Genomic DNA, 21,820 nt, shown 5'->3' on the forward strand with positions numbered 1-21,820 from the left:
TTATCATTCATCATCCCATCTCCACCGCCTCCCAACCGAGCACCCGATGAGCACCGTGAAGTTAGACGAAGGATTAATCCAGGGCGACAGCGTTTCCAGTATCCTCGATTCTGCCATGGACGCCCATGGTGGTGTACTGCGGTTGACTCCGACCTGGGTTCCGCGTTCGTTCCTGCACCCTGGACGCCGGATCAAACTGCATCCTTCGGATTACTATCGCTTTGGTGCGGATCGCGGCGGAATTGACGAACGTTGGTTCGGCAGCACCACCGACGCGGCCAACGAAGGCCGAGTGTGGCACGAAGGTCAAAGTTTTTGCTTGTTCGAAGGCAAAAAATTCATGCTGAAGGATGCGGTCGCCGAACGCGGCAACGACATCGTCGGCGAAGCAATTTATTCGAAGTACAACCGTTGGCCGGTGTATTCGAAATTCTTTGACAACATGGGCCCCATCCCCCACCACATGCACCAGTCGTTCGAAGACGCGGAGCTGGTCGGTCAGGAAGGCAAGCCGGAAAGTTATTACTTCCCGCCACAGTTGAACAACGTCGACAACAATTTCTCGTACACGTTCATGGGCTTGGAGCCAGGCACTCAACCCGAAGACGTTCGTCGTTGCTTGGAAAATTGGAACGAAGGCGACAACGGCATTTTGGACCTCAGCCGTGCTTACCGCCTGAAACGAGGAACAGGTTGGTTGATCCCACCGGGAGTCTTGCACGCACCGGGTTCGTTGTGCACGTACGAGCCACAATGGGGCAGCGACGTGTTCGGCATGTACCAATCGATCGTCGAAGGCCGCTATGTGCCTTGGTCGTTGCTGGTCAAAGACATGCCCGAAGACAAACACCAAGACCTCGATTTCATCGTCGGTCAATTGGATTGGGATAAGAACGTCGACACCCACTTCAAAAACAGCAATTATCTCGAGCCAGTTCGCGACGAAAAACGCAGCGGCGATGGCTATGAAGATTTGTGGATCGTTTACGGCACGGTCGATGGCGAGCAATTGTTCAGCGCCAAAGAGCTGACGATTGCTCCCGGTGCCAAGTGCGTTTTGAAAGACGGTGCGGCGAGCAGCTGGATCACCGTTCAAGGCCGCGGCCGAATCGGAAACTTGGATCTGCAAACGCCTGCGATGATTCGCTTCGGCGAGAACACGACCGACGAAGTGTTCATCAGCCACGTTGCAGCCACCAACGGTGTCGAGATCGAGAACCTGGGCAGCGAACCTTTGGTTGGCCTGCGTTACTTCGGCCCCAACGCCCACACCGATCTGCCCAAAGCGGGTAGCTGATCCGATTCGTTCGATCGGATTGAACTGAATCTAGCAAGCAACGCGAGCGTCTCATTCCGAGGTGTTCGCGTTTTTGCTTTGGTGACGGTGTTCGATCAGATGAAAACGTTTTCCGCCAATAACATTTGGTGAGCCCGACTCTCGGCAAAATGCATCTGATAGGCGGCGGTGTTGGGAATCAGCACGAAGTCGCCACGCGAAATACCGTTTGGAAATCGAAACTTTCGCTGCATCAGATACTCTGACTCGGTGCAGTAGCCACCGACGAAGTAGCCTTCCATCTCTGCGTGATCAGTCTTTTTCGTTTGCTCCGCTGAGGCCTTCGAGGCGGAGATGACGATCGGATCGACCAGAAAATCATCGCGGGTTGTTCGGCATTGCGAGCTGTTCATCATCAGGCCGATCAGATGGTTGCGATTTTGGTCACGTTTGACAAACAAAACCTCCGCGATCGTCAAGCCACAGCAATCCAGCAAGGCTCGGCCGGGTTCGCACTTTAAAATCAGTTCCCGCCGATTGATTTCGTTGGCTAGCGACGGCGTGAGCACCTCGCGAATCCAATTCGCCGCGCTGAGCGGTTGCCATGCCGGATCGATGTCGGCTAGCGGACGCTGGTTCCACGTCAGTTTTCGATCCGAAGCGAAACGGCCGTTTGTTTCCACGGAGGCGAGAGCTTTTGTGAGAAAACGCTGCCACTGCATTTGATCGCGGAGATAGTTGACGGGAAAGCCGCCGCCAATGTCCAACCACGCGACCGTGTGCCCAAGTCCTCGAACGCGATCGACGACGTGGAGTGCTTCCTCGATCAACGCTTTTGTGAACGATGGTGCGAATTGCTCGTGAGACCGGTGGACGTGGAAATGGATGCCGACGACCTGAATGCGAGATTCGTCGCAAAGAGATTTTGCCAGCAGAGTCAATTCGTCGGCTGGCATTCCGAAACGCGATGGCAGGCCGGGGAATTTGGTCGGACAATGCTGCAGACGGAACGCGATTCTGGCTTTCGGTTCGGTTGGTCCCAAACCAGCAAGTGTTTCACGCAGGGTCGCGAGTTCATCTTTGTTGTCGATCACAAGCACGACATCGTTCAATACGCACGAACGAATTAAGCTGGCCGGTTTGACCGCAGCGGTGCACAGGATTGGATCCTTCGAAGGATGCTGCGGCGATCCATGTAGCTCATCGAGTGTTTCTTCCAATTCGGATTCGCTGGCGACATCAAAGCCGATGGATTCCAACAGTCCGGTGCGGACGAATTCGGCACACTTGTTGGCTTTGCGAGCGAAGTGAATTTGCAGCGGCACGTTGGCACGCTCGGCGACTTTTTGAAGGTCGTTGATGTTGGACCGCATGGGGTCGGTCGACAACACGTTGACTGGTGAGCCGTGAAACTCAATCAGCTGTTTGACTTGATCGGCTTCGGCAGCCAACTGCATCATCCACGGCGACCAAATCGCATCCAGCGGAACCACTCCTCGGCAACGACTGCGAAGCTCAATCGCGTGGTCGGGGGCTGAGTCTGGAACGGATGATTTGGGGCGGCATGGAAGGGGGCTGTGGTTCATCCGGTCGAGGTTACCAGTGAGCGGGAGGCGAGCGTCAGGTGTCTCGCACACGAAGCATTCAATCGGTGATTCCGGCACAAAATGCTCAACAGTTATTTTTAAACCGTTCCTTGGCGAGAGGTGTCCACGACCGGCAGGAAGCGACTTGTCGACATCGAGTTGAGACGATATCCTGCCGCTTTGCCCGCGGATGTGGCGGAATTGGCAGACGCGCTAGACTCAGGATCTAGTGCCCGATAAGGGCGTGGAGGTTCGAATCCTCTCATCCGTACTTGATTGAAAATTTCAACGAATTAGCCCCCTGTGTGGTTGCCGTTTTTGCAAACGGTGCCTGACGAGGGGGCTTTTTTTGTGCCGTTTTTGTGTCCCTGCGTTTTGTAACAACCGACGCTGCCTCTCAATTTGATTGCAGTGATTGGTCCGGTTGTGACGAAGTAACGGGTTGTGCAGAGGAGCTTTCTGCACCGGTGAGCGAGAAAACTCGGTCGCCGATTCATTCGAACACAAGGTGGCACCGTGACCGGCAAGCTCATTCGATTCAATCAACGGAAGCGTTCCGCAAAGTTGGCGACCGCAAAACGAGTCGCACTTGCTCTGGCAATCGCGACGTCGACAGCCATGGGCGTCTCCGCTCAGCGTCCCAATGAGCCGCAGCTGAAGCATCTCAAGGTGCCAGCCTCGGTGGCCGATTCGGTGGCGACACGTCTGAGTCTGCAGTATCTCGATCAGCCGGGTGTGACCATCACTCCCGACGATCGTCCAGGTGGAGGATTGTTGGTTCTGGCACCGCCGAATCTGCAAAGCCGCATCGCCGCAGACGCAGCGACCTTGTCCAGCAACATGGCTCAAGCCGCCGGTTCACAGGCCGCAACGCCAATCACCGTGCACTTGGTCAACATCACTTGGCGAGAAGTCGAAGACGCTCTGCGTATCATCGCTGGCGAAGACGTGCCGGTGACGACCAGCCGAAACGGCGAGCGAGCATCGTTCACGTTGACGATGGAAAAACGTGGCGGCAGTGCGACTCGAGTCGAAGTCGATCGTCGTGCCAACGCGGTCACGTTGACGACCAGCCCGCTGATGCACAACACGTGGCGCAAGACGATCCAAGCGATCGACCAAGCACCTCGTTTTGCCGGCGAAGAAACTCGCGTCTACATGTTGCAGCATGCGAAGATCTCTTCGGTGCAACGTGCGATCCGTTTGTTGCGAGACCTCGATCCCAAAACGGGTTCGGGAACATCAGCACGACCGGCATCCAACCGAACCCAGCCAAACTTCCGCACCGCGGCGTTTCAAAACGAAGGCGGGAACGCGGCACCGGATGGGGCAGCAGATGTTGCCGCGGCTGATCCCAACGCGGAAGGCGAAGATCCCGCCGGCCCAATCGGTGATCCCGAGATTCAGTTTGTTCCTGAATCGGGACTGATCATCGTCAAAGGCAACAAACGCGATATCCAACGCGTCATGGATATCGTCAAAGACATCGAAGAGAAGAGCAAGCTGACTCAGCCTGAGATTGAAGTGCGTCAGCTTCAGCACGCCGATTCCAACGCCGTCGCGGCATTGTTGACGCAGCTTTACGAAGACGTGTTGTCGGCTCGCCAAGGCGATGTCAGCATCACCGCTCTGGACTCGCCCAACGCGTTGTTGTTGATCGGTCGCAAGGAAGCCATTGAAGCGGTCAATGATTTGATCGAGAAGATCGACCAGCCGATTCCCGAAACGGATCGTTTGCGAGTCTTCCGTTTGCAACACGCATCGGCCACCGACGCCGAAGCCACCATTCAAACGTTCTTCACCAACCAGCCCGGTGGCGATGAAGAAAATCGGCCCGGTCTAGGCGTTCGCGTTCGGATTTCAGCCGACTATCGAACCAATTCGCTGATCGTCAGTGCCTCGCCGCGTGACCTTGCCGAAGTCACACGTTTGGTGGAAGAAATCGACGTTCAAAAGATTCCATCGACCGCTGAGATCAAAGTCTTCCCTTTGACCAACGCTCGAGCGGAAGACATGGTCGAGGTGTTGCAAGATGCGATCTCGGGTGAGCCCGAAAACATCGCTGGTGACACGACGACCGCGGCAACTTCTTTGTCAATCGTTTCGCTCAATTCGCCCGGCAACCCGATTCTCGATTCGGGAATTTTAAGTGGTGCCGTGATCACTGCCGACAGCAATGTCAACGCGGTGGTTGTTCGTGCTCCGGCCGGCGGCATGCCTTTGATCGGCGAACTGATCCGCCAACTCGATCAAACACCCGGCATTGATTCGCTGGTCAAAGTGTTCACGATTGAGAACGGTGACGCGACGCAGTTGACCACCGCCCTGCAAAACTTGTTCGGCGATGATGCGGCGACCAATGGTACCAGCGTCGGTGCGGGCAACCTTGGTGAGTTGCCATCGTTGTCAGCGTCCGAGAGTGCTTTGACTCCGCTCGTTTTCTCAACCGACATCCGCACCAACAGCATCATTGCCAGCGGATCGGCGGAAGATTTGGAAGTGGTCGAAAGCATCTTGCTGCGACTCGACAGCGAAGGGTTTGCTGAACGCATCACCGAAGTGATTTGGCTGAAACACCAAATCGCTGAGAACGTCGCGCTGGCGATCACCAACTATGTTTCACAGCGGGCTCAATCTCGAAATAACATCACGCAGTTCCAACAGGGTCTTGGTCCGTTGGACCTTCCAGATCGTGACATCGTCGCGGTTGCGGAAGCTCAAACGAACAGCGTGTTGCTCAGCGTTTCGCCACGGATCTACGAAGAAGTCCGTCAGTTGATCGATCGTTTGGATCGACGACCACCGATGGTCTTGATCAAGACATTGATCGCCGAAGTCCAACTGGATGACGGATTTGAAATCGGCGGCGAGTTTGGATTGCAAGATTCGTTGTTGTTCGATCGTGGCAAGGCAACCGGTGCGATCGCTACGGGAAATCCAGCATCGACTCCGGGTTTCAACTTTGGTGGGACCAACCTTCCCAACGCCAACTCGTTTGGGCAAGAAAGCCTCGCGTCGCAAGGTTTGACCAGCTTTGGAGCAAACGCCAGCCAACTGACTCAGTTGAGCGGTCTCAACTCCGGTGGCTTTGTCTTCTCTGCGGCCAGCGAGTCAGTCAACCTGTTCTTGCGGACCTTGCGTGTTGCCAACCGACTGCAGATTCTCAGTCGACCTGAGATCATGACTGCGGACAACACGGAAGGCTTTGTCCAAGTCGGCCAGAGCTTCCCGCGTCCAACCGAATTGTCCTTCACTGGAGGAACCGGCGGCACGGCTTCGCAACCCATCATTGGGATCGAAGACGAGGAGATCGGAATCATCTTGCGAGTGACACCGCGTGTGGGTGCCGATGGAATGATCTTTATGGCCATCGATGCCAGCCGCAGCGACATCAACAACAACGAAGGCCAGATCATTGGTGCCTTCCAAGATGATGTGCCGATTTTCGTTCCTGCGATCGATCGAACCCAGGCTCAGGCCACAATCACGGCCTTCGACGGGCAAACAGTCGTCTTCGGTGGATTGATCCAAAAGGTTCGTCAGAACCGAACGCGTCGTGTGCCTTACCTGTCGAACATTCCTGTTGTCGGAACGTTCTTCAAATATGACTCGGAGATTGAACAACGCAGCGAATTGCTGGTGGTCATGACACCGATTTTGGTGACCGGCCACGAAGATCTGGAGTACGTCAAACAGGTTGAATCCAGCCGCATGAGTTGGTGCTTGGCCGACGTCGTCGAAATGCACGGCGATGTTGGATTGTCGGGCGGTTATGGATTGTGGGGGCCCGCGGTCGGGCCAACGATCTATCCCGATATCCATCCCACGGTCGATGTCTTCCCCGCGGCTGATATGCCCGGTGGTGGACGGGCGATGAAGGGAGGCATGGTTCCTCCTGGTAGCGTCATCAATTCAGTCGAAGGACAAGTCGTTCCTGGAACAACGAACCAGCTGCCATCGGACGTGACGTTGAATCCTGGCGAGTCGATCATCCACAACGATTGGATCGAGGCTCCTCAAGGATCGATGCCGACACCTCAACAAGGTGTGCCAGTGGATCAATTGCCGCCACCAGTGTTGTCGGCTCCCAATGAAATGTTGCCGGCACCCGTGTCAGGCAGCGTACCAGCGACGGGAGCAGGTTTCACCGGATCGGTACCGACCAAACAAGCCACGACGAACGGATCGTCCTCGCAGGTTCCTGTTAAACAGGCATCCGTTCGGACACCTTCCAAACCAGAGGCGGAGAAACCCGCTGGTGAAGAAGCCGCGACCAAGAAACGTTGGTTCAACTTCAACCGTTCGAAGTAATGAGTCCATTGCCATCGCACACTCGCGTGATTCGCGTCCTGCAATCACGCAAGTGTGCAGTGGCAAAGTAGAAGTGCATCCGATTGGGGCCGTCCCGACACGGATGAAAGATGACGGCGTCGTTGTCATGTCGACGAGAACTTTCCCGCAACTGTTCTCGTTGAAGCCAACTTCGCTTGTAAATATTTGTGTCGTCGTGAGTTTGAATCCGAACGCTTTCCGCGTTGGGAAAAAGATTCGCGGTCAACCCTCAAAGCAGAGACCCAGACATGTCATTGAAATCTCGCGCCCGAAATGCATCCCGAGTGACACTTGGGGCTTGCTTGGTCAGTTTGACACTCAGCACCGGATGTGCGTCAATGACGCAGTCCGAAAGTGCGGCTCCGAAAAAGAGCCTGCTGGAGCGGATGCCATGGGCGAAAAAGGACAAGGCGCCTGAGCCTTATCCCAACCCCGCTAAATTGGCTGCGGTATGGTCAACCGAATCGTTGACGCAAGTCGGCCGAGTTCCAACACGAGGATTCGGCGGACGGATCTTCTTCTACGACGAGAAAACTCGTTCGGTACCAGTCGACGGCACGCTGGTGATTCATGGTTTCGATGACAAGGCCGAAGACCCCAAGACTGCGGTCAAACGGTTTGAGTTCACACCAGAGCAATTGACCAGCCACTTCAGCCAGTCAGACGTCGGCGCATCGTACAGCGTTTGGATTCCGTGGGATGCGATTGGTGGCGAACAGCGTCACATCTCTTTGGTGCATCGTTCAAAACCAAGGAAGGCAAAACGTTGCAGGGACAACCGACCAACGTTCTGCTGCCAGGAACGAAAACAGACAGTGCGATGGCACTCGCCAACCGCTATTCACCTGACTTCCGGGCTTGGCAACAAGCTTCGTCAGGCAAGACATCGCCTAGCAGCGGTTTGACCACGACCACGATTTCGCGACCGACGGTACGAGAACGAGCGAGCGAGCTGCCGCCGTCTGTCGGGACGTGGAACATTGCTCGTTCGAGTTCATCCAACTCGGTCGACATCGCAATGGTTGACCGAAACGATGCACCGGAGAATGGTCAGGGTGAACCCGCCAACGCAATCGCCTCGCCTGCGAAAACTGGAACGCCACAAGTCATGCCGGCATCGACTCGCTTGAAGTGAATTGAACCCGGGTGTGTTGTGTGTAGGCCAGGTTGTACCTGACTGGGTGATTGATGGGCTGCGTTGAGTGTTGTGGCTAGACGCCTCGCTTTGTACCAAAGCATCGGTTGGTTGCCAGGTGAGACCTGGCCTACGTCACCTGGTGGCTGAGCTCTCCGGGGTTTCGTGTGGTCCCTCGCCTACGCGTTCGGGTTGTGAAGTGGGTGGTGACTGGGGAAGTGGCTGCTGCCATTGCAAGATTAAAAAAAGAGCCCGGTGGATACCGGGCTCTTTGCATTTGTCATTCTTTGATTGGCTAAATCGGCCGCGAGGCGGATCAGCCCAATTCCCAACCGTCGCGGTATTCGCGTTGGACGAATTGGTTGACGGCTTCGACGTTGGGGCTCATTAATTCCTTGGCGTTCCACTCGATGCGTTGGCCTTCGCCAGCACGCATGGCCAAGTTGCCGACCAAGATGGTTTCGGTCAGGCGGCCAGCGTAGCCGAAGTTCGACATGGTGCCGGGCTCGTATTCGCCCTTGATGGTGCTAACGAATTCCCATTTGTGTCGTTCGTCGCCACTGGCGTTGAATGGGATGCGAGGCAACCAAGGTTCGGGCTTTTTGAAGTCGACGTATTTGTCTTCGGGAAGCAAGTAGTACTTGGCTCCGTAATCGTCGGGTGAGAACACAAGGCCTTTGCTTCCGACGATGACCGCACCGGATTGTTTCCGTCCGCCGTCACGTTGTGCTTGGACGCGTTTTTGGAACGAAGCGGGCAACTGCGAGATGATGCTTTCCGGTGGCAGGTTGCCGCCGTCGTACCAGTAGAACTTACAAGGTGGCAGCATCTTGCCATCGGCACCTTCGCGTTCTGGGAACTCGAACATCAGCGAGCTGCTGCCGGGGTACTGTTCGCCTTCGACGATGCCGGGGTTCTTCACAGCGGTGACCGCGATGGGGTCCCACAACTGAAGAGCTTTGACAGGCATGTTGGTGGTGTGACAGGCCATGTCACCGAGAGCACCGGTTCCGAAGTCGACCCAACCGCGCCAGTTGAACGAGTGGTAGGCGCCTTTGACGAACGGACGCATCGGGGCCGGGCCGATCCAAGCATCCCAGTTCAACGAGGACGGCACGGGGTCTTCGCCTTCAGGACGTCCGCCACCTTGTGGCCACACGGGACGGTTGCTGAAAATGTGAATTTCGCTGACGTCACCGATCGCGCCGCTTTGAATGACTTCCACAGCTTCGCGAAGACCATCTTCGCTGGTGCCTTGGTTGCCCATTTGGGTGATGACGCCGGTCTTCTCAGCGGTTTCTCGCATCAAGCGAGCTTCGCGAATCGACCAGGTCATGGGTTTTTGGCAGTAGATGTGTTTGCCCATGTTCATGGCTTTAACACATGCCGCCGCGTGCGTGTGGTCAGGCGTGCTGCAGGTCACGATGTCGACCTTGTCGCCCAGTTTGTCCAACATTTCGCGGAAGTCGTCGAACTGTTCCGCGTCTTTGAATTCGCGACCCTTCTTTGCCAGTGTGTCACGGTCGACATCGCACAACGCGGCGATCTTGACGCCTTGATTGGCGATGTGGCTGGTGTCGCTACCGCCTTTGCCGCCGACGCCGATGCAGGCCGCTGACAGCGAGTTCAATGCGGAGGGCGACTCTTCTTGTGCCACGCTGGTACCGGCAAAGTAGCCGACTCCCGCGGTCAATGCGGCCGATTGGCCAATGAAACGGCGGCGGTTTGTTTTCGAGGTCATGGACAAACAGTTCCAAAGGAAGGGAAAGGTAGGTGGGCGAACAGGCGAACCGTCGTCGCGTCAGTTTGCAACAAGATATCGTAGACAGACGCGATGGGTGACGGAGATCCGTGAATCGAATTGTACTTCACCTGAGCGCCTAGATTAACAACTCAATAGAGGCAGGACAATCTTTCCGCAAGAACGATTGGCAGCGTCTTTGTGCGACGGATCGACGTAATTGACGATTCGTTCACTTTAGAAACGCCTTTGGGGGAACTCGGCGCAATGACACGAAAAAAGCCGCTTCCGTGAAGAAGCGGCCTATCAGGTGGCCTCATCGCCCGACTTTCGAGTGCAGTCCATCCGCCTGGAATGGCCGGGCACGCATGAGAGTCGTTGCCGGTGAAGCAAGTTCTCAATCAAGATGTTTCGATCAATTGCCAGTTGCCGGCGTCTGTTTCGACTTTCCAAATTTGTGGCAACGCTTCGTCCTTCAGTTGGCTGGCGACCAAGGATGCCAACGGATCAGGAATCACGAAGGCAACAACTTGGTTGCGATTGCGTTTCAAGATCCGACGCACTGCCTTGCCCACTCGGTGTGCGGCTTCGTGCAACGGTTCACCGCCGGGAGGACAGGTCGATTCCGGCGTATCACACAATTCGCGATACAGCCGTGGTTGGTTGCGACGAATCTCTTCGATCAGTTTGCCGTGCCACAAACCGTGATCCACATTGCGGAACTCGTCGATCACCTTGGGACGCAGGTCACGTCCTTCGGAAAGACACTTCGCTGTTTCGACCGCCGATTGGCAGGGTGCACAGTAAATCGCATGGAGGCGAATGCCAGCCAGTTCGCTGGCGAGCGATTCAGCTTGCATGCGGCCGCGTTCGCACAACGGCATGTCCAGGTTGCCCTTCATGCGACCTTGTTCATCAAAGGTGGTCGCACCGGGGCGAATCAAAACCAGCTTGGAAGCGGCTTTGGGCCAAAGTGAAATCATGACTGGTCTCCCGCTGAAGGAGGCGAACCATGCATGGCCTGCGTCAATACGTTGATCGCAGTTTCGTAATCGTGTTGTCCAAAAATCGCGGACCCGACGACAAACAGATCGCAACCGGCGGCACGAGCCTCACCGATCGTCTCGGCTTTGATGCCACCGTCGATTTCCAGCAGCAAGTCTGGTTTGCGTTCTTTGAGGCTTCGCAAACGGTCCAGCGACACTGGATTGAATTTTTGGCCGCCAAACCCTGCGTTGACGCTCATGACCAGGACCATGTCGACTGAATCAAGGCAGCAATCCAGTTTGCCAAAGTCCGTGTCGGGATTGATCGCGACACCGACGCCGACGCCCATGTCACGAATCTTTCCAGCGACTTCGACGGAGTCCTCGACTGCTTCCACATGGAAGGTCAGCATGTCCGCGCCGGCATCGACCATCGGTCGCGCATAGGCAACCGGATCGCTGATCATCAGATGAACGTCCAGCGGCATGTCCGTGTGACGACGCAGACCTTCGACAATGGGCATGCCGTAGGTCAGGTTTGGCACAAAGTGGCCGTCCATGACATCCAAGTGCAACACGCGCGTTCCAGCAACGGTCAGCTTCTCGATCTCGGTGCGCAAGTCACCAAAATCGCATTGCAAAAGGCTCGGCAAAATTGCCGGCCCAGCGGCACGGATGGAATCGAGCTTCGCTCGGCTCATACAGTTGTCTCATCGGGGAATGGATTCACCACACAGGGAACACGCGATGTGGCCCATGGAAACGTCCAAAGACGTTCAACCGAGATCACTCTGCGAACACGGCAAAAACCGGGTTCACCTCGTTTCTCGATCGCACCTCGCCGCCTTGGCAGCGAAATGCCCACATTGTGTTGGTGTGATGCGATCGCCGTGCCAATTTTCGCCAGCCGAAACCGATCCGATCGGGCGGCTGCTTGCGATTTGACGACACACGATTGCATCGATGGGGCAACAGATTGATCAAGTCCCCGGGCCGCTGTCAATTGGCAGGCCAAATTCAGGGGGACTCCCCCAAGCCACAATGGCGGACGCAATGCAGAAATTCAAAACAACCGGCATTTGCTAGCAACCGCAATGGCGTCGAATCCTCCGTAAAAATTTGCTTTCGGCAACAGCGATTTTCGCGGATCGGGCCATTTGCGGCTGGAGAAGCATTCTGAGCGTCTCGCTCCCACCAGGAGATCTAGCAGTTTTACATCACCTTTCTTTTCGGAAGGTCGGACCGGGGAGGGAAGTGCACGCCGTTTCCCATGCTCGGCCCTCACTCTCGCGTACGCCTGAACGGCGTCGCTCGAACTCTCCCCAAACTTTGTTTCGGGAGAGGTACGCCGTGTGTGAATCCGCCGAAAAGCGGCACTTTAAAACCGCGCGACCTCCAAGCCGACGAGTTTCGGCCGCGCACGAAAAAACGGCCGTCGTATGTTCCGAAGAACTCACGACGACCGTTGATGTGTTGAAGGAAAAGACCCTGGTTCACCGAACTCGGCGGCGGAAGGACGCCTCCGAGTGACCGATGTGGGGCGTTTTCTCGATCAGCGTCCCGGATCGAATCCGGTTTGAGCGATCTCTTCTTCTTCTTGGATGATGATTCGTGGTGTGACCATCATCATCAAACTGCTGGACTGTCGACCGACCGCGGTGTTGCGGAACAATCGACTGACGTATGGGATCTTGCTGAGGAACGGCACGCCACGTTCATTGCGGCCTTCGCTCATTCGTTTGATCCCACCCAGAAGAATCGTGCCTCCATCGGGAACACTCACCGTCGTGTTGACTGTGGTGAATGCGAACGTCGGTTGTTGAACCGTCGTACCTTGGTTGATGGTTTCTTCTTCTTGCTCGTCTTCTTCATCGATCACGCCGTCACCATTGGTGTCAACGTTGCGGTTCGAAGTGTTGCGAGTCGTCGAGTTGCCTTGGAACGTGAATTCGTTCACCTCACCGATCTGGCTGAAGGTCGGAATCAACGTCAAGCGAACGAATCGTTTGTCTTCACTGACAACACCTTGCACGTTCAGTCGTGTGCCTTCGTCGAGAACAACGATGACGGGCTGTTGTGCGACGGCGAAGTCACCGACGACGGGAACGATACTGGTCACGAAGGGACGCGAGGTCTGGTCTTGGATCGAAGCAATCTGACCATCGAACAACGTTACCTTCGGAGCTTGCATCACGTTTGTACGACTGTCCCCCTGAGCGGCCTGCAGGAAGAAGTACGCTTCGATGTCACTGAGGATGGCGAATCCGAGTGTGGAGATCGCACCAGGGTCAGGAGCACCGAATGGCACCGTGGCACCACTGTTTTGGTTCAGTCGAATGTCGAGGTCCGCCGTCGGAGTTCCGTCGGCGTCCAGCCCGATCGTGACTTCTGGTCCGCTGTCATCGCCTGGCAAACCAGGAGCGTTGTCATCGAACTGCAAGTCAAAGTCGATTCCGATTTGTTCGAAGAACGTGTCGGACAACGTGATGAAGCGAACTTCGATTGTGATTTGCAAGTTCTGCAGACGGCGAAGCGACTCCAACAAGTCAACGATTTGATCGTGCACATCACTTGTGGTGCTGACGACCAGCGACAAGTTCTGTGGATACGGTGCCATCGTGCCGACGCCACCGAGTTGTTCCCACGACTCAGGTTCAATCGTTGTTTGAATCAATTGCATCAGTTGGCTGAAGTCAGCCATCGACTGACCACCCAAACCGCCGAGGTTGCTGGGCGAACCCAAACCGCCGGCCGAGGCGAAGCTGCCGCCGGTGTTGTACTGGCCCAGCATATTGGGGCTCATCGATGCCGCATTGTTGTTGCCGGCAAAACCGCCCAATCCCGATGCCGAGACGGGCACGACTTGAACATCAGTTTGAGGGTTGATCATTTGGTAGGCGTTTCGCAACGCACCACGCAAACCATCATCGTAACCAGTGACAAAGTTCGGAATCGGTGTGACCAAGTCAGCGACCCGATAAGTGCGACGTTCCACCATCGTTCGGCGAGCGTCCTTGCTGGTCACGTTCAACACTTCGTTGTCGATGACGTGCGTCAGGTCGAGGTCGCCAAGAATGATGTTCAGAGCACTTCGCAACGAAATGCGAGTCGAGATGTTCTGCGAAACCGGAGTCTCGCGGTTCAAACGAATCGCAGCCAAGGCTCGGTTGTCGATCACGATCGGCACACCGGTCATGTTCGACAAATCATCCAGGACTTCGCCCAGCGGACGATCGCGGTATTTGACTTCGACTTCGGTTTCGAGTTTTCGCTTGATCTGTTGTTCGGCTGGCGTCAGGTTCGATTCGGCACCTTGGGCCAACCGACGACGCGACAGTTCTTCCCAGGAACGAATTTCAGGGAACTCGAACGGACGGTCGGGATTCAGTGGCACGGAAGCTCGGTCGATGGACAACATTTCTCGATTGAAGTTGTCTTCCTTGTCCGCACTGATCTCTTCATTCATTTGAAGACGAACGCCCATGCGGCTGCTGCTAAACATGCTTTGGGCGATCGGCGAACCTGGCTTCAGCTCACCGACTTGTTTGGCGATCACTTCGGCTTCGTGGAAGCGACGATCGTCCATTAGGTCGTTGAAGGTCTCGACCAGCGATGAAATTTCATCGTCGATGCGAGCTTCTTTGGCGGCTTCGGTTGCCATTTCAGAACGAACGGCTTCGTTGGCCAAATCCAATTGGATTTCAGCACGATGCTGTTCGACGTATGTCTTTTGATCCGACAAAGCTCGGTCGACCATGGCCGCCAGCGATGCTTTGGATGCTTCATCGATGCTGGCACCTTCGACTCGACGACGAAGTCGTTCGAGATCGTCGACAGCATCCATTGGAGCTTCGGTGCGTTTCTCGTTGGCCTTCGACAATTCCGTCGTGATCTCGCGATACAAGCGTCGGGTTTGTTGTTGGGCTTCGAGGTCCGCTTTGTCCATCGCCGACAGGGGTTGGCCTGCGGTTGCCGAAGGCAAACGCGACGGTTGCAACAAGGTCAATTTGTCTTGCAACGCACGGCGAGTTTGCGTGTCGAGCTCGGACTCAAACGTCCAGGCTTTCACGAATGCTTGGCGTGCCTCGGTCTTCTTTCCTTGCGACAACAAGTCCATTCCTTCACGGAACAAACGGTCGCCTTCGGAATTGCCAAGCGGCAGTGCAGCTTGGACCTGAGCAATGCCACCAGGCGTTGGGCTTGCGCCGCCGGCCTGTTGCACCATGGAAGGAGCACCCGCAGCGGCGTTGCCACTGGTTTGCATAATTGGGTTGGCTGCCTGTTTGACCAATGCCTCCAAATCCACGCCAGTCCGACGAGCGGCGGCTTGGGTATCGAGAAGCAATTGCCACGGACGAGCGTCGCCGGCTTGGAATTCATGCTCTTTCAATCCAAAGGATTGTGCCTGTTTGGCGAACAAGTGAGCGTCTTTGACATTGCCTTTGTCGAGCGCGGCACGTCCGGCGGCAACCAATCGCAACGTTTCCGTGCGACGGACAGCCAACGGCAACGAAGCAGGCGTTTCTTTCGAAGTCGCTGCTACTTTCGCGGTCGAGTCGGTTGGTGGCAATGTGAACTGGGCCGATGCATTCGGGACTGCGACAGCGGTCGATAGCAACGAAGCAATGGACAGCGACACCAATGGTCGGGTGACCTTGTGTCGCCATTGAGTTTCCAGCGTCGACATCAACGTCTCCTTAGCAGAGGCCGCTTTGACAGGGGCATCGGTCATCGCGGTCATCGAATGACCCAATTCATCCTTGGTCTGTCCCTCAGGACATGACCGGTTCCGCCTTAGCGGATGATACGAGCGGTTCAACGCGACTCTCCTTCTTCGCGTGAGACATGAAATCCATAAAGTGCAGGAAAGCTCTCGCCCAGACTCACCATGGGTGGACTGGTTGTCGGCCGTGAACACCGGAGTGTTCCGCGTTTCGAACTGGTCTCCTCGGTAGAATCCCATCGTCGTGACGGAATAAACCCAATGAGTCAGCACGAAAACCTTCCTAGCGAGGTTGGCAATACGAATTGCGGACAACCAGTGTCAACACGGCTTTGAGTGAACAAATCGAATTTTTGTCAACCTGAAAACGCGATCCTCGCATGAAACTCTTTGCCGAACTCTTCCAGCGACTGGATCAGACGACGAAGACCAACGAAAAGGTCGCCGCGATCGCCCAGTACATGTCCGCCGCATCCCCCGAAGATGCCGCCTGGGCCATCGCTTCGCTGGCCGGTCGTCGCGTAAAACGCTTGGTTTCCACGGGGTTGCTGCGAGGTTTGGCGGCGGAGTCGGCCGGGATTCCGGATTGGTTGTTCGAGGAGTCCTACGATTCAGTCGGAGACTTGGCCGAAACGATCTCACTGCTGGTCCCGGCAGGAAACTCATCGGATGCGGATTTCCGAAGTTTGTCGGATTGGATGCAAAATGACGTGCTTCCGCTGGCCCGCATGGACGAATCCGAGCAATCGGACGCCGTGCGACAAATGTGGGCTCAAACCGAGGGCACTTCGCGATTGATTCTGATGAAACTGATCACCGGATCATTTCGCGTCGGTGTGAGCTCGCGGTTGGTCGCTCGCGGGATCGCTGAGTCCAACGGGTTGCCGGCCGATGTGATCGCTCACCGGTTGATGGGCGATTGGGATCCGACGCCTGAATTCATCGAGCGGCTGCATTCGACGGATTTGAACGACGCCACCCACAGCCGGCCGTATCCGTTTTGTCTGGCTCACGCTTTGGCGGACGATGCCAACGCGGAAGGCGACGGCCCCGATTGGCAAATACTCGGCGACCCTTCGGAATATCAATCCGAATGGAAATGGGATGGCATCCGAGGCCAAGTGATCCGCCGTGCGGGGCGAACGTATATCTGGTCTCGTGGCGAAGACCTGATGGTCAATCGATGGCCCGAGATTGAACGTGCGGCGGAGTTTTTGCCGGATGGAACCGTGATCGATGGTGAGATCCTGGCCAGCCGTCTCATCTCACCGGCTTCGGATGATTCCGAGCAGGCGATCGAGGTGCTGCCCTTCGCCCAATTGCAACGCCGGATCGGACGCAAAACGGTCGGCAAGAAGTTGCTGACGGAAGTGCCCGTGATGTTCCACGCGTTTGATTGTTTGGAACTGGATGGCAATGACCTACGAGCGAAACCATTGGCGGATCGTCGTGACGCGTTGCTGAAGATGCTGAGCATCCATCAGCCACCCAGCGTCGTTTGGAACGAACCGTTGTCGTTTGAGTCTTGGGATGACCTCGCCGCGATTCGATCGACTAGTCGTGATGTCTTGGCCGAAGGTGTGATGATCAAGCGTTTGGATGCCCCGTACAGCGTCGGTCGCGTTCGCGGTGTTTGGTGGAAATGGAAGCTCGCGCCGCACACGGTGGATGCGGTTTTGATTTACGCGCAACGAGGGCACGGCAAACGAGCCAGCTTGTACACGGACTACACATTCGCGGTCTGGGACGAAGACAAACTGGTGCCGTTTGCGAAGGCCTACAGCGGTTTGACGGACGCCGAAATTCGCAAGGTCGACCGGTTTGTGCGTGACAACACTTCCGAACGCTTCGGGCCGGTTCGAAGCGTCAAACCAGAGCTGGTGATGGAGCTGGCGTTTGAAGGCTTGCAACGAAGCACGCGGCACAAATCGGGCATCGCAACTCGGTTCCCTCGCATTGTTCGCTGGCGAACCGACAAGCAACCGGCCGACGCTGATCGCTTGGCTGATTTGATCGCGATGTTGCCGGAGGCGGAGTCGAAAGTGATTGCGAATGGTTCGGAGGGAGGGGGTTGAGCTGGGTGGGGGTAGCCGACCGAGCGGCGTCGGTCGGTTACAGTATTCCTACCGAACGGCGTCGGTCGGTTACGGCATTCCGACCGAATGGGGTCGGTCGGTTACAGTACTTCGATCAAGCGGCGTCGATCGATGCTCAGGTTAGTCGCGGTTGTTCTTTGCCGAGCATGCGATCGAGTGAATCGGACGTTTGATAGATCAATGCTTCGGGGAAGTGGGCGTAGGGGTGGAAGTATTCAAACGTGAGGTAGCCGTCGTAGCCAATCGTGTCGAAAGCTTCCAAGACGGCGGGCCAGTTCGTGGTGCCGTCGAGCAATGGCCGGAATGCCTCGAGCGAATGGTCCGTTCCCTTTTTGGTGTACTCCTTCAAGTGAACGTTTTGGATGCGGTCACCCAAGATCGGAATCCAGTGCTCAGGGAATTGGTATTCCATGATGTTGCCCGTGTCGAAATGCACTCGCACGTGTTCGCTTTGGAAACTGTCCACGAAGTCAGCCATCTCCATCGGTGACATCAAGAAGCCATTGAAGAAGATGTTTTCCATGTTCAGTTTGACGTTCAATTTCTCGGCTTGAGGAAGCAACTTTCCGATCGCTTCACGAGCCCGTTGGTCGCAAACGTCGTTGGGCGTCGGGTCGTGATCTTCTCGCCATGGCATGTGAACCGCACCGGGCACGACCAGCAAGTTCTCCGTCCCCAAATCATGAGCCGCTTGCGTCATTTTGCCCGCCAGCTCCATTCCGCGAGCACGCTCGGCAGGATCGTTGCTGGTCAGCGGGTAGGGCCAAAACAGGAACGAACACACGCCACTGATTGCGATGCCGATTTCGTCGGCCATCTTGCGAATCTCGGTGAACTCTTTGGTGCCCGACTTCGGCGACAAATCACTGTCAAGGTCGTAGTTCAGCTCGATCCCGTCGAAGCCAGCGTCCTTGGCCAGTTGCAAACATTCCTTCAGCGACATCTTGTCGGGGTAGGGGAACGCCCAAAGATTGATCGACTTTTTGAACTTGTACTTCGGTTGCGTTTGGTTGGGCGAAGCCGCGGTGGCAACCGTCGCGGCTTGAGAGGATCCCGCTGCAATCGCGGCACCGCCAAACGCGGCGTAGCTCAACCACTGCCGACGATCGACGGCTGATTTGGAAGCGGACGATGGAGAGGCTGACAGTGGGTGAGACTTCGGGTGGGATTTCACGAGGTGGGCTCCTTGGTCAACATGGAGGACGACAGCATTCGGAGAGATCGAAAGGTGGAACCAGCCTAACCGAACCGCGTCCAACCGTTGTGGATGACGGCGGAAATCGTTTTGTCCACACCGGATGATTGAACTGGGTTCATGGTTGACCCCGCTCAACACTGATCCTTGACTCCTCCACATTTCGTATTCTTTTCGCCTCGCACGCTTCATGCCCGCATCCGCTTCCAAGACCGAACGTATCCAGCCCAGGGCGTTGGTGGATCGGTTCTTTGAAGTTCGCGATTCCAAACCGTTTCTGTTCCAACGATCGACCTGGAAGGCTTACTTGGACGGCAAAAGTGGGCTGGTGCATTCGGCCACGGGCACGGGCAAAACGCTGGCCGTTTGGATGGGGCCTCTGCTGCAGTGGATGAAAGCCAGCAAAGACCCCAGCAAATGGAATCCGAAACGTCCGCCAGGTCTGCAAGTCTTGTGGGTGACTCCGCTGAAGGCTCTCGCGGGTGACACGACCGCGGCGATGCAGGCGGCCATCGACGAGATGAATTTGCCTTGGGATCTGCAGGGGCGAACCGGCGACACCAAAGCCAGCTTGAAGGCCCGGCAAATGAAGCGGTTGCCGACCGCGATGGTCACAACGCCTGAAAGCCTGACGTTGATGCTGACTCACGAGCGATTGCAACCGCAGTTGTCAGAACTGAAGGCGGTGATCGTCGATGAGTGGCATGAGTTGTTGGGAACCAAACGCGGCGTCCAAACCGAGTTGGCTCTTGCGAGGTTGCGACGTCTTTCGCCCGATCTACAAACTTGGGGTGTGTCCGCGACGCTTGGCAATTTGGACGAAGCCTTGGAATCGTTGGTGGGACCCGCCGACACAGATGACGCGGTCATCATTCACGGCAAGAGCAAGAAGAAGACCAAGCTGTACTCAATTCTGCCGCCGGTCATCGAACGCTTTCCTTGGTCCGGGCACATCGGAACGCGAATGATTCCTGAGGTGGCCAAAGAAGTTGAGCAGGCCAGTTCGTCACTCATCTTTGCTAACACGCGGTCCCAAACCGAAATTTGGTATCAAAAACTGTTGGCTCATCGACCCGACTGGGCTGGTCAAATTGCTCTTCACCATGGATCGCTCGACACCAGCGTCCGACAATGGGTGGAGAACGGTTTGCGAGAGGGCAGTTTGAAAACGGTGGTCTGCACCAGCAGCTTGGATCTGGGGGTCGACTTCACCGCCGTCGACCTTGTCATCCAAATCGGCAGCCCCAAGGGAGCGGCACGGTTGCTGCAACGAGCCGGTCGCAGCGGCCACCAACCCGGCGCGATCAGTCGGCTCGCGTTTGTACCGACCAACGCGTTCGAATTGATCGAGCTGGCAGCGGCACAAGATTCCATTCGCGATGGAAAACTCGAGTCGCGTCCGTTGATCAAATCCCCGTTGGACGTGTTGACTCAGCACTTGGTCACCATCGCGATCGGTGGCGGGTTTGAATCAAACGAATTGCTCGCCGAAGTGCGACAAACACGAGCGTTCGAATCGCTGTCGGAACAACAGTGGCAATTCGCCATCGACTTTGTCGTCCGCGGAGGCAGCACGCTGGATGCCTATCCGGAATTCAAACGTGTTGAACTCGTCGACGGTCGCTATGTGGTGACTCAGAAACGAGTCATGTCCAACCACCGCATGAACATCGGGACGATCGTGTCGGACGCTTCGATGCGAGTGAAGTTCTTGAAAGGCGGAACGCTGGGAACCGTCGAAGAATCGTTTCTTTCGAAAGTCAGCATCGGCGACAAATTTCTCTTTGCCGGTCGGTTGGTCGAGTTGGTTCGGATCGACAACAGCGAGGCCTACGTCAAACGAGCCAAGGGCGCACCCGATGCGGTGCCGCGGTGGATGGGCGGACGAATGCCGCTGTCCAGCGAGCTTGCCCAAGGCCTGCGGAATAAATTACAGCAGGCCGCCGAGGGCGACTTCGTTGGGCCAGAGATGAAACGAATGCGTCCGCTGCTGCAATTGCAAGCGAAGTGGAGTCACGTTCCAGCCGCGAATGAATTGCTGATCGAGTCCATTCGAACGCGAGATGGATATCAGTTGTTCTTTTATCCTTTCGCCGGCCGGCTGGCTCACGAAGGATTGTCCGCGGTGCTGGCACATCGCATGTCGCGAATTGAAAAGATCTCATTCTCGTTTGCCTGCAACGACTATGGGTTTGTGTTGACGTCGCCGAAGCCCGCTCCGCTGAACCAGGCTCTCGATGCCGGACTGTTGTCGCCCGATCGGCTGGTGGCGGACATCGGCGAATCGCTAAACGCGACCGAGATGAGCCGGCGTGGTTTCCGCGCGATTGCTCGCATCGCTGGATTGATCCAGGGTGGCTATCCCGGTCGTCAAAAGCCCAACAAACATCTTCAGGCGAGCAGCAATTTGTTCTTCGAAGTGTTCCGTGAATACGACCCAGACAACCTGTTGCTTCATCAATGCAATGAAGAGGTCTTGGAGAACCAACTGAACGCATCGCGAATGGAAGACGCTTTGCGGCGGATTGAGGGCAGCCAAGTCGTCATTCGCGAACCGGAGAAGGTCACTCCGATGGGGTTTGGGTTGCTGGTCGATCGTTTGCGAGAACGTCTGTCGAGCGAAACGCTGGCCGAACGAATCGCTCGCATGCAGGCTCAGCTAGAGAAAGCCGCCACGGCGAAATGAGGTGGCCGCACCGTGCCGGTTCTGCTTCCGTTGCACGTGTCGACGAGGCCAAATCGGGGCGAAC

At 56.2% G+C, this 21,820-nt stretch carries 11 protein-coding genes and 1 tRNA gene; 6 read left to right on the plus strand and 6 right to left on the minus strand.

The genetic code is table 11. From position 1 onward, the window contains the following. Positions 1-46 precede the first annotated feature (46 nt). On the plus strand, positions 47-1,297 hold the full coding sequence (locus RE6C_RS06555) for a cupin domain-containing protein (protein WP_008654990.1): 1,251 nt from the start codon (positions 47-49) through the stop codon (positions 1,295-1,297). A gap of 95 nt (positions 1,298-1,392) precedes the next feature. Here RE6C_RS06555 and RE6C_RS06560 read toward each other — a convergent pair whose 3' ends face one another. Continuing rightward, the gene (locus RE6C_RS06560) at positions 1,393-2,736 is read right to left on the minus strand and encodes a Y4yA family PLP-dependent enzyme (protein ID WP_039961376.1); all 1,344 of its coding nucleotides are present in this window, start codon (positions 2,734-2,736) and stop codon (positions 1,393-1,395) included. Between the two features lie 312 nt (positions 2,737-3,048). Between RE6C_RS06560 and RE6C_RS06565 the strand changes: the two genes are divergently transcribed. The 3 genes from RE6C_RS06565 to RE6C_RS32755 all read left to right on the plus strand — a co-directional run bounded on the left by RE6C_RS06565 (position 3,049) and on the right by RE6C_RS32755 (position 8,329). Next, a tRNA-Leu gene (locus RE6C_RS06565) sits at positions 3,049-3,133 on the plus strand. A 245-nt stretch (positions 3,134-3,378) separates the two neighbouring features. After that, positions 3,379-7,173, plus strand: a complete 3,795-nt coding sequence (locus RE6C_RS06570) for a secretin N-terminal domain-containing protein (protein WP_008654993.1) — start codon at positions 3,379-3,381, stop codon at positions 7,171-7,173. 715 nt (positions 7,174-7,888) lie between these two features. Further along, positions 7,889-8,329, plus strand: coding sequence for a hypothetical protein (locus tag RE6C_RS32755; RefSeq protein ID WP_236617994.1), 441 nt, complete (start codon positions 7,889-7,891; stop codon positions 8,327-8,329). 316 nt (positions 8,330-8,645) lie between these two features. Here the strand turns inward: RE6C_RS32755 and RE6C_RS06585 are convergent, their stop codons facing one another. The 4 genes from RE6C_RS06585 to RE6C_RS06610 form a co-directional block, all read right to left on the minus strand. Then, entirely contained in the window at positions 8,646-10,070 is a 1,425-nt protein-coding gene (locus RE6C_RS06585; RefSeq protein ID WP_008655003.1) for a Gfo/Idh/MocA family protein, read from the minus strand. Between the two features lie 401 nt (positions 10,071-10,471). Continuing rightward, on the minus strand, positions 10,472-11,053 hold the full coding sequence (locus RE6C_RS06590; RefSeq protein ID WP_008655005.1) for a histidine phosphatase family protein: 582 nt from the start codon (positions 11,051-11,053) through the stop codon (positions 10,472-10,474). Beyond that, positions 11,050-11,757 (minus strand): ribulose-phosphate 3-epimerase, encoded by a 708-nt coding sequence (gene rpe / locus RE6C_RS06595; RefSeq protein WP_008655006.1) that lies wholly within the window; start codon positions 11,755-11,757, stop codon positions 11,050-11,052. The genes RE6C_RS06590 and rpe overlap by 4 nt, the downstream gene beginning before the upstream one ends. Positions 11,758-12,608: 851 nt before the next feature. Then, positions 12,609-15,797: a type II secretion system protein GspD gene (locus tag RE6C_RS06610; protein ID WP_008655011.1), complete on the minus strand. Its 3,189-nt coding sequence runs from the start codon at positions 15,795-15,797 to the stop codon at positions 12,609-12,611. A gap of 362 nt (positions 15,798-16,159) precedes the next feature. Between RE6C_RS06610 and RE6C_RS06615 the strand changes: the two genes are divergently transcribed. Then, a complete protein-coding gene (locus RE6C_RS06615) occupies positions 16,160-17,854 on the plus strand; it encodes an ATP-dependent DNA ligase (protein WP_008655012.1) in 1,695 nt (564 codons plus the stop codon). 136 nt (positions 17,855-17,990) lie between these two features. Here the strand turns inward: RE6C_RS06615 and RE6C_RS06620 are convergent, their stop codons facing one another. Next, positions 17,991-19,049, minus strand: coding sequence for a sugar phosphate isomerase/epimerase family protein (locus RE6C_RS06620; protein WP_008655013.1), 1,059 nt, complete (start codon positions 19,047-19,049; stop codon positions 17,991-17,993). Positions 19,050-19,260: 211 nt separating this feature from the next. Here RE6C_RS06620 and RE6C_RS06625 point away from each other — a divergent pair, with 211 nt between their 5' ends. After that, positions 19,261-21,756 (plus strand): ligase-associated DNA damage response DEXH box helicase, encoded by a 2,496-nt coding sequence (locus RE6C_RS06625; RefSeq protein ID WP_008655014.1) that lies wholly within the window; start codon positions 19,261-19,263, stop codon positions 21,754-21,756. Positions 21,757-21,820 lie beyond the last annotated feature (64 nt).

Origin of the sequence: Rhodopirellula europaea 6C (assembly GCF_000338295.1) — a bacterium.
GTDB classification, from domain to species: Bacteria; Planctomycetota; Planctomycetia; order Pirellulales; family Pirellulaceae; genus Rhodopirellula; species Rhodopirellula europaea.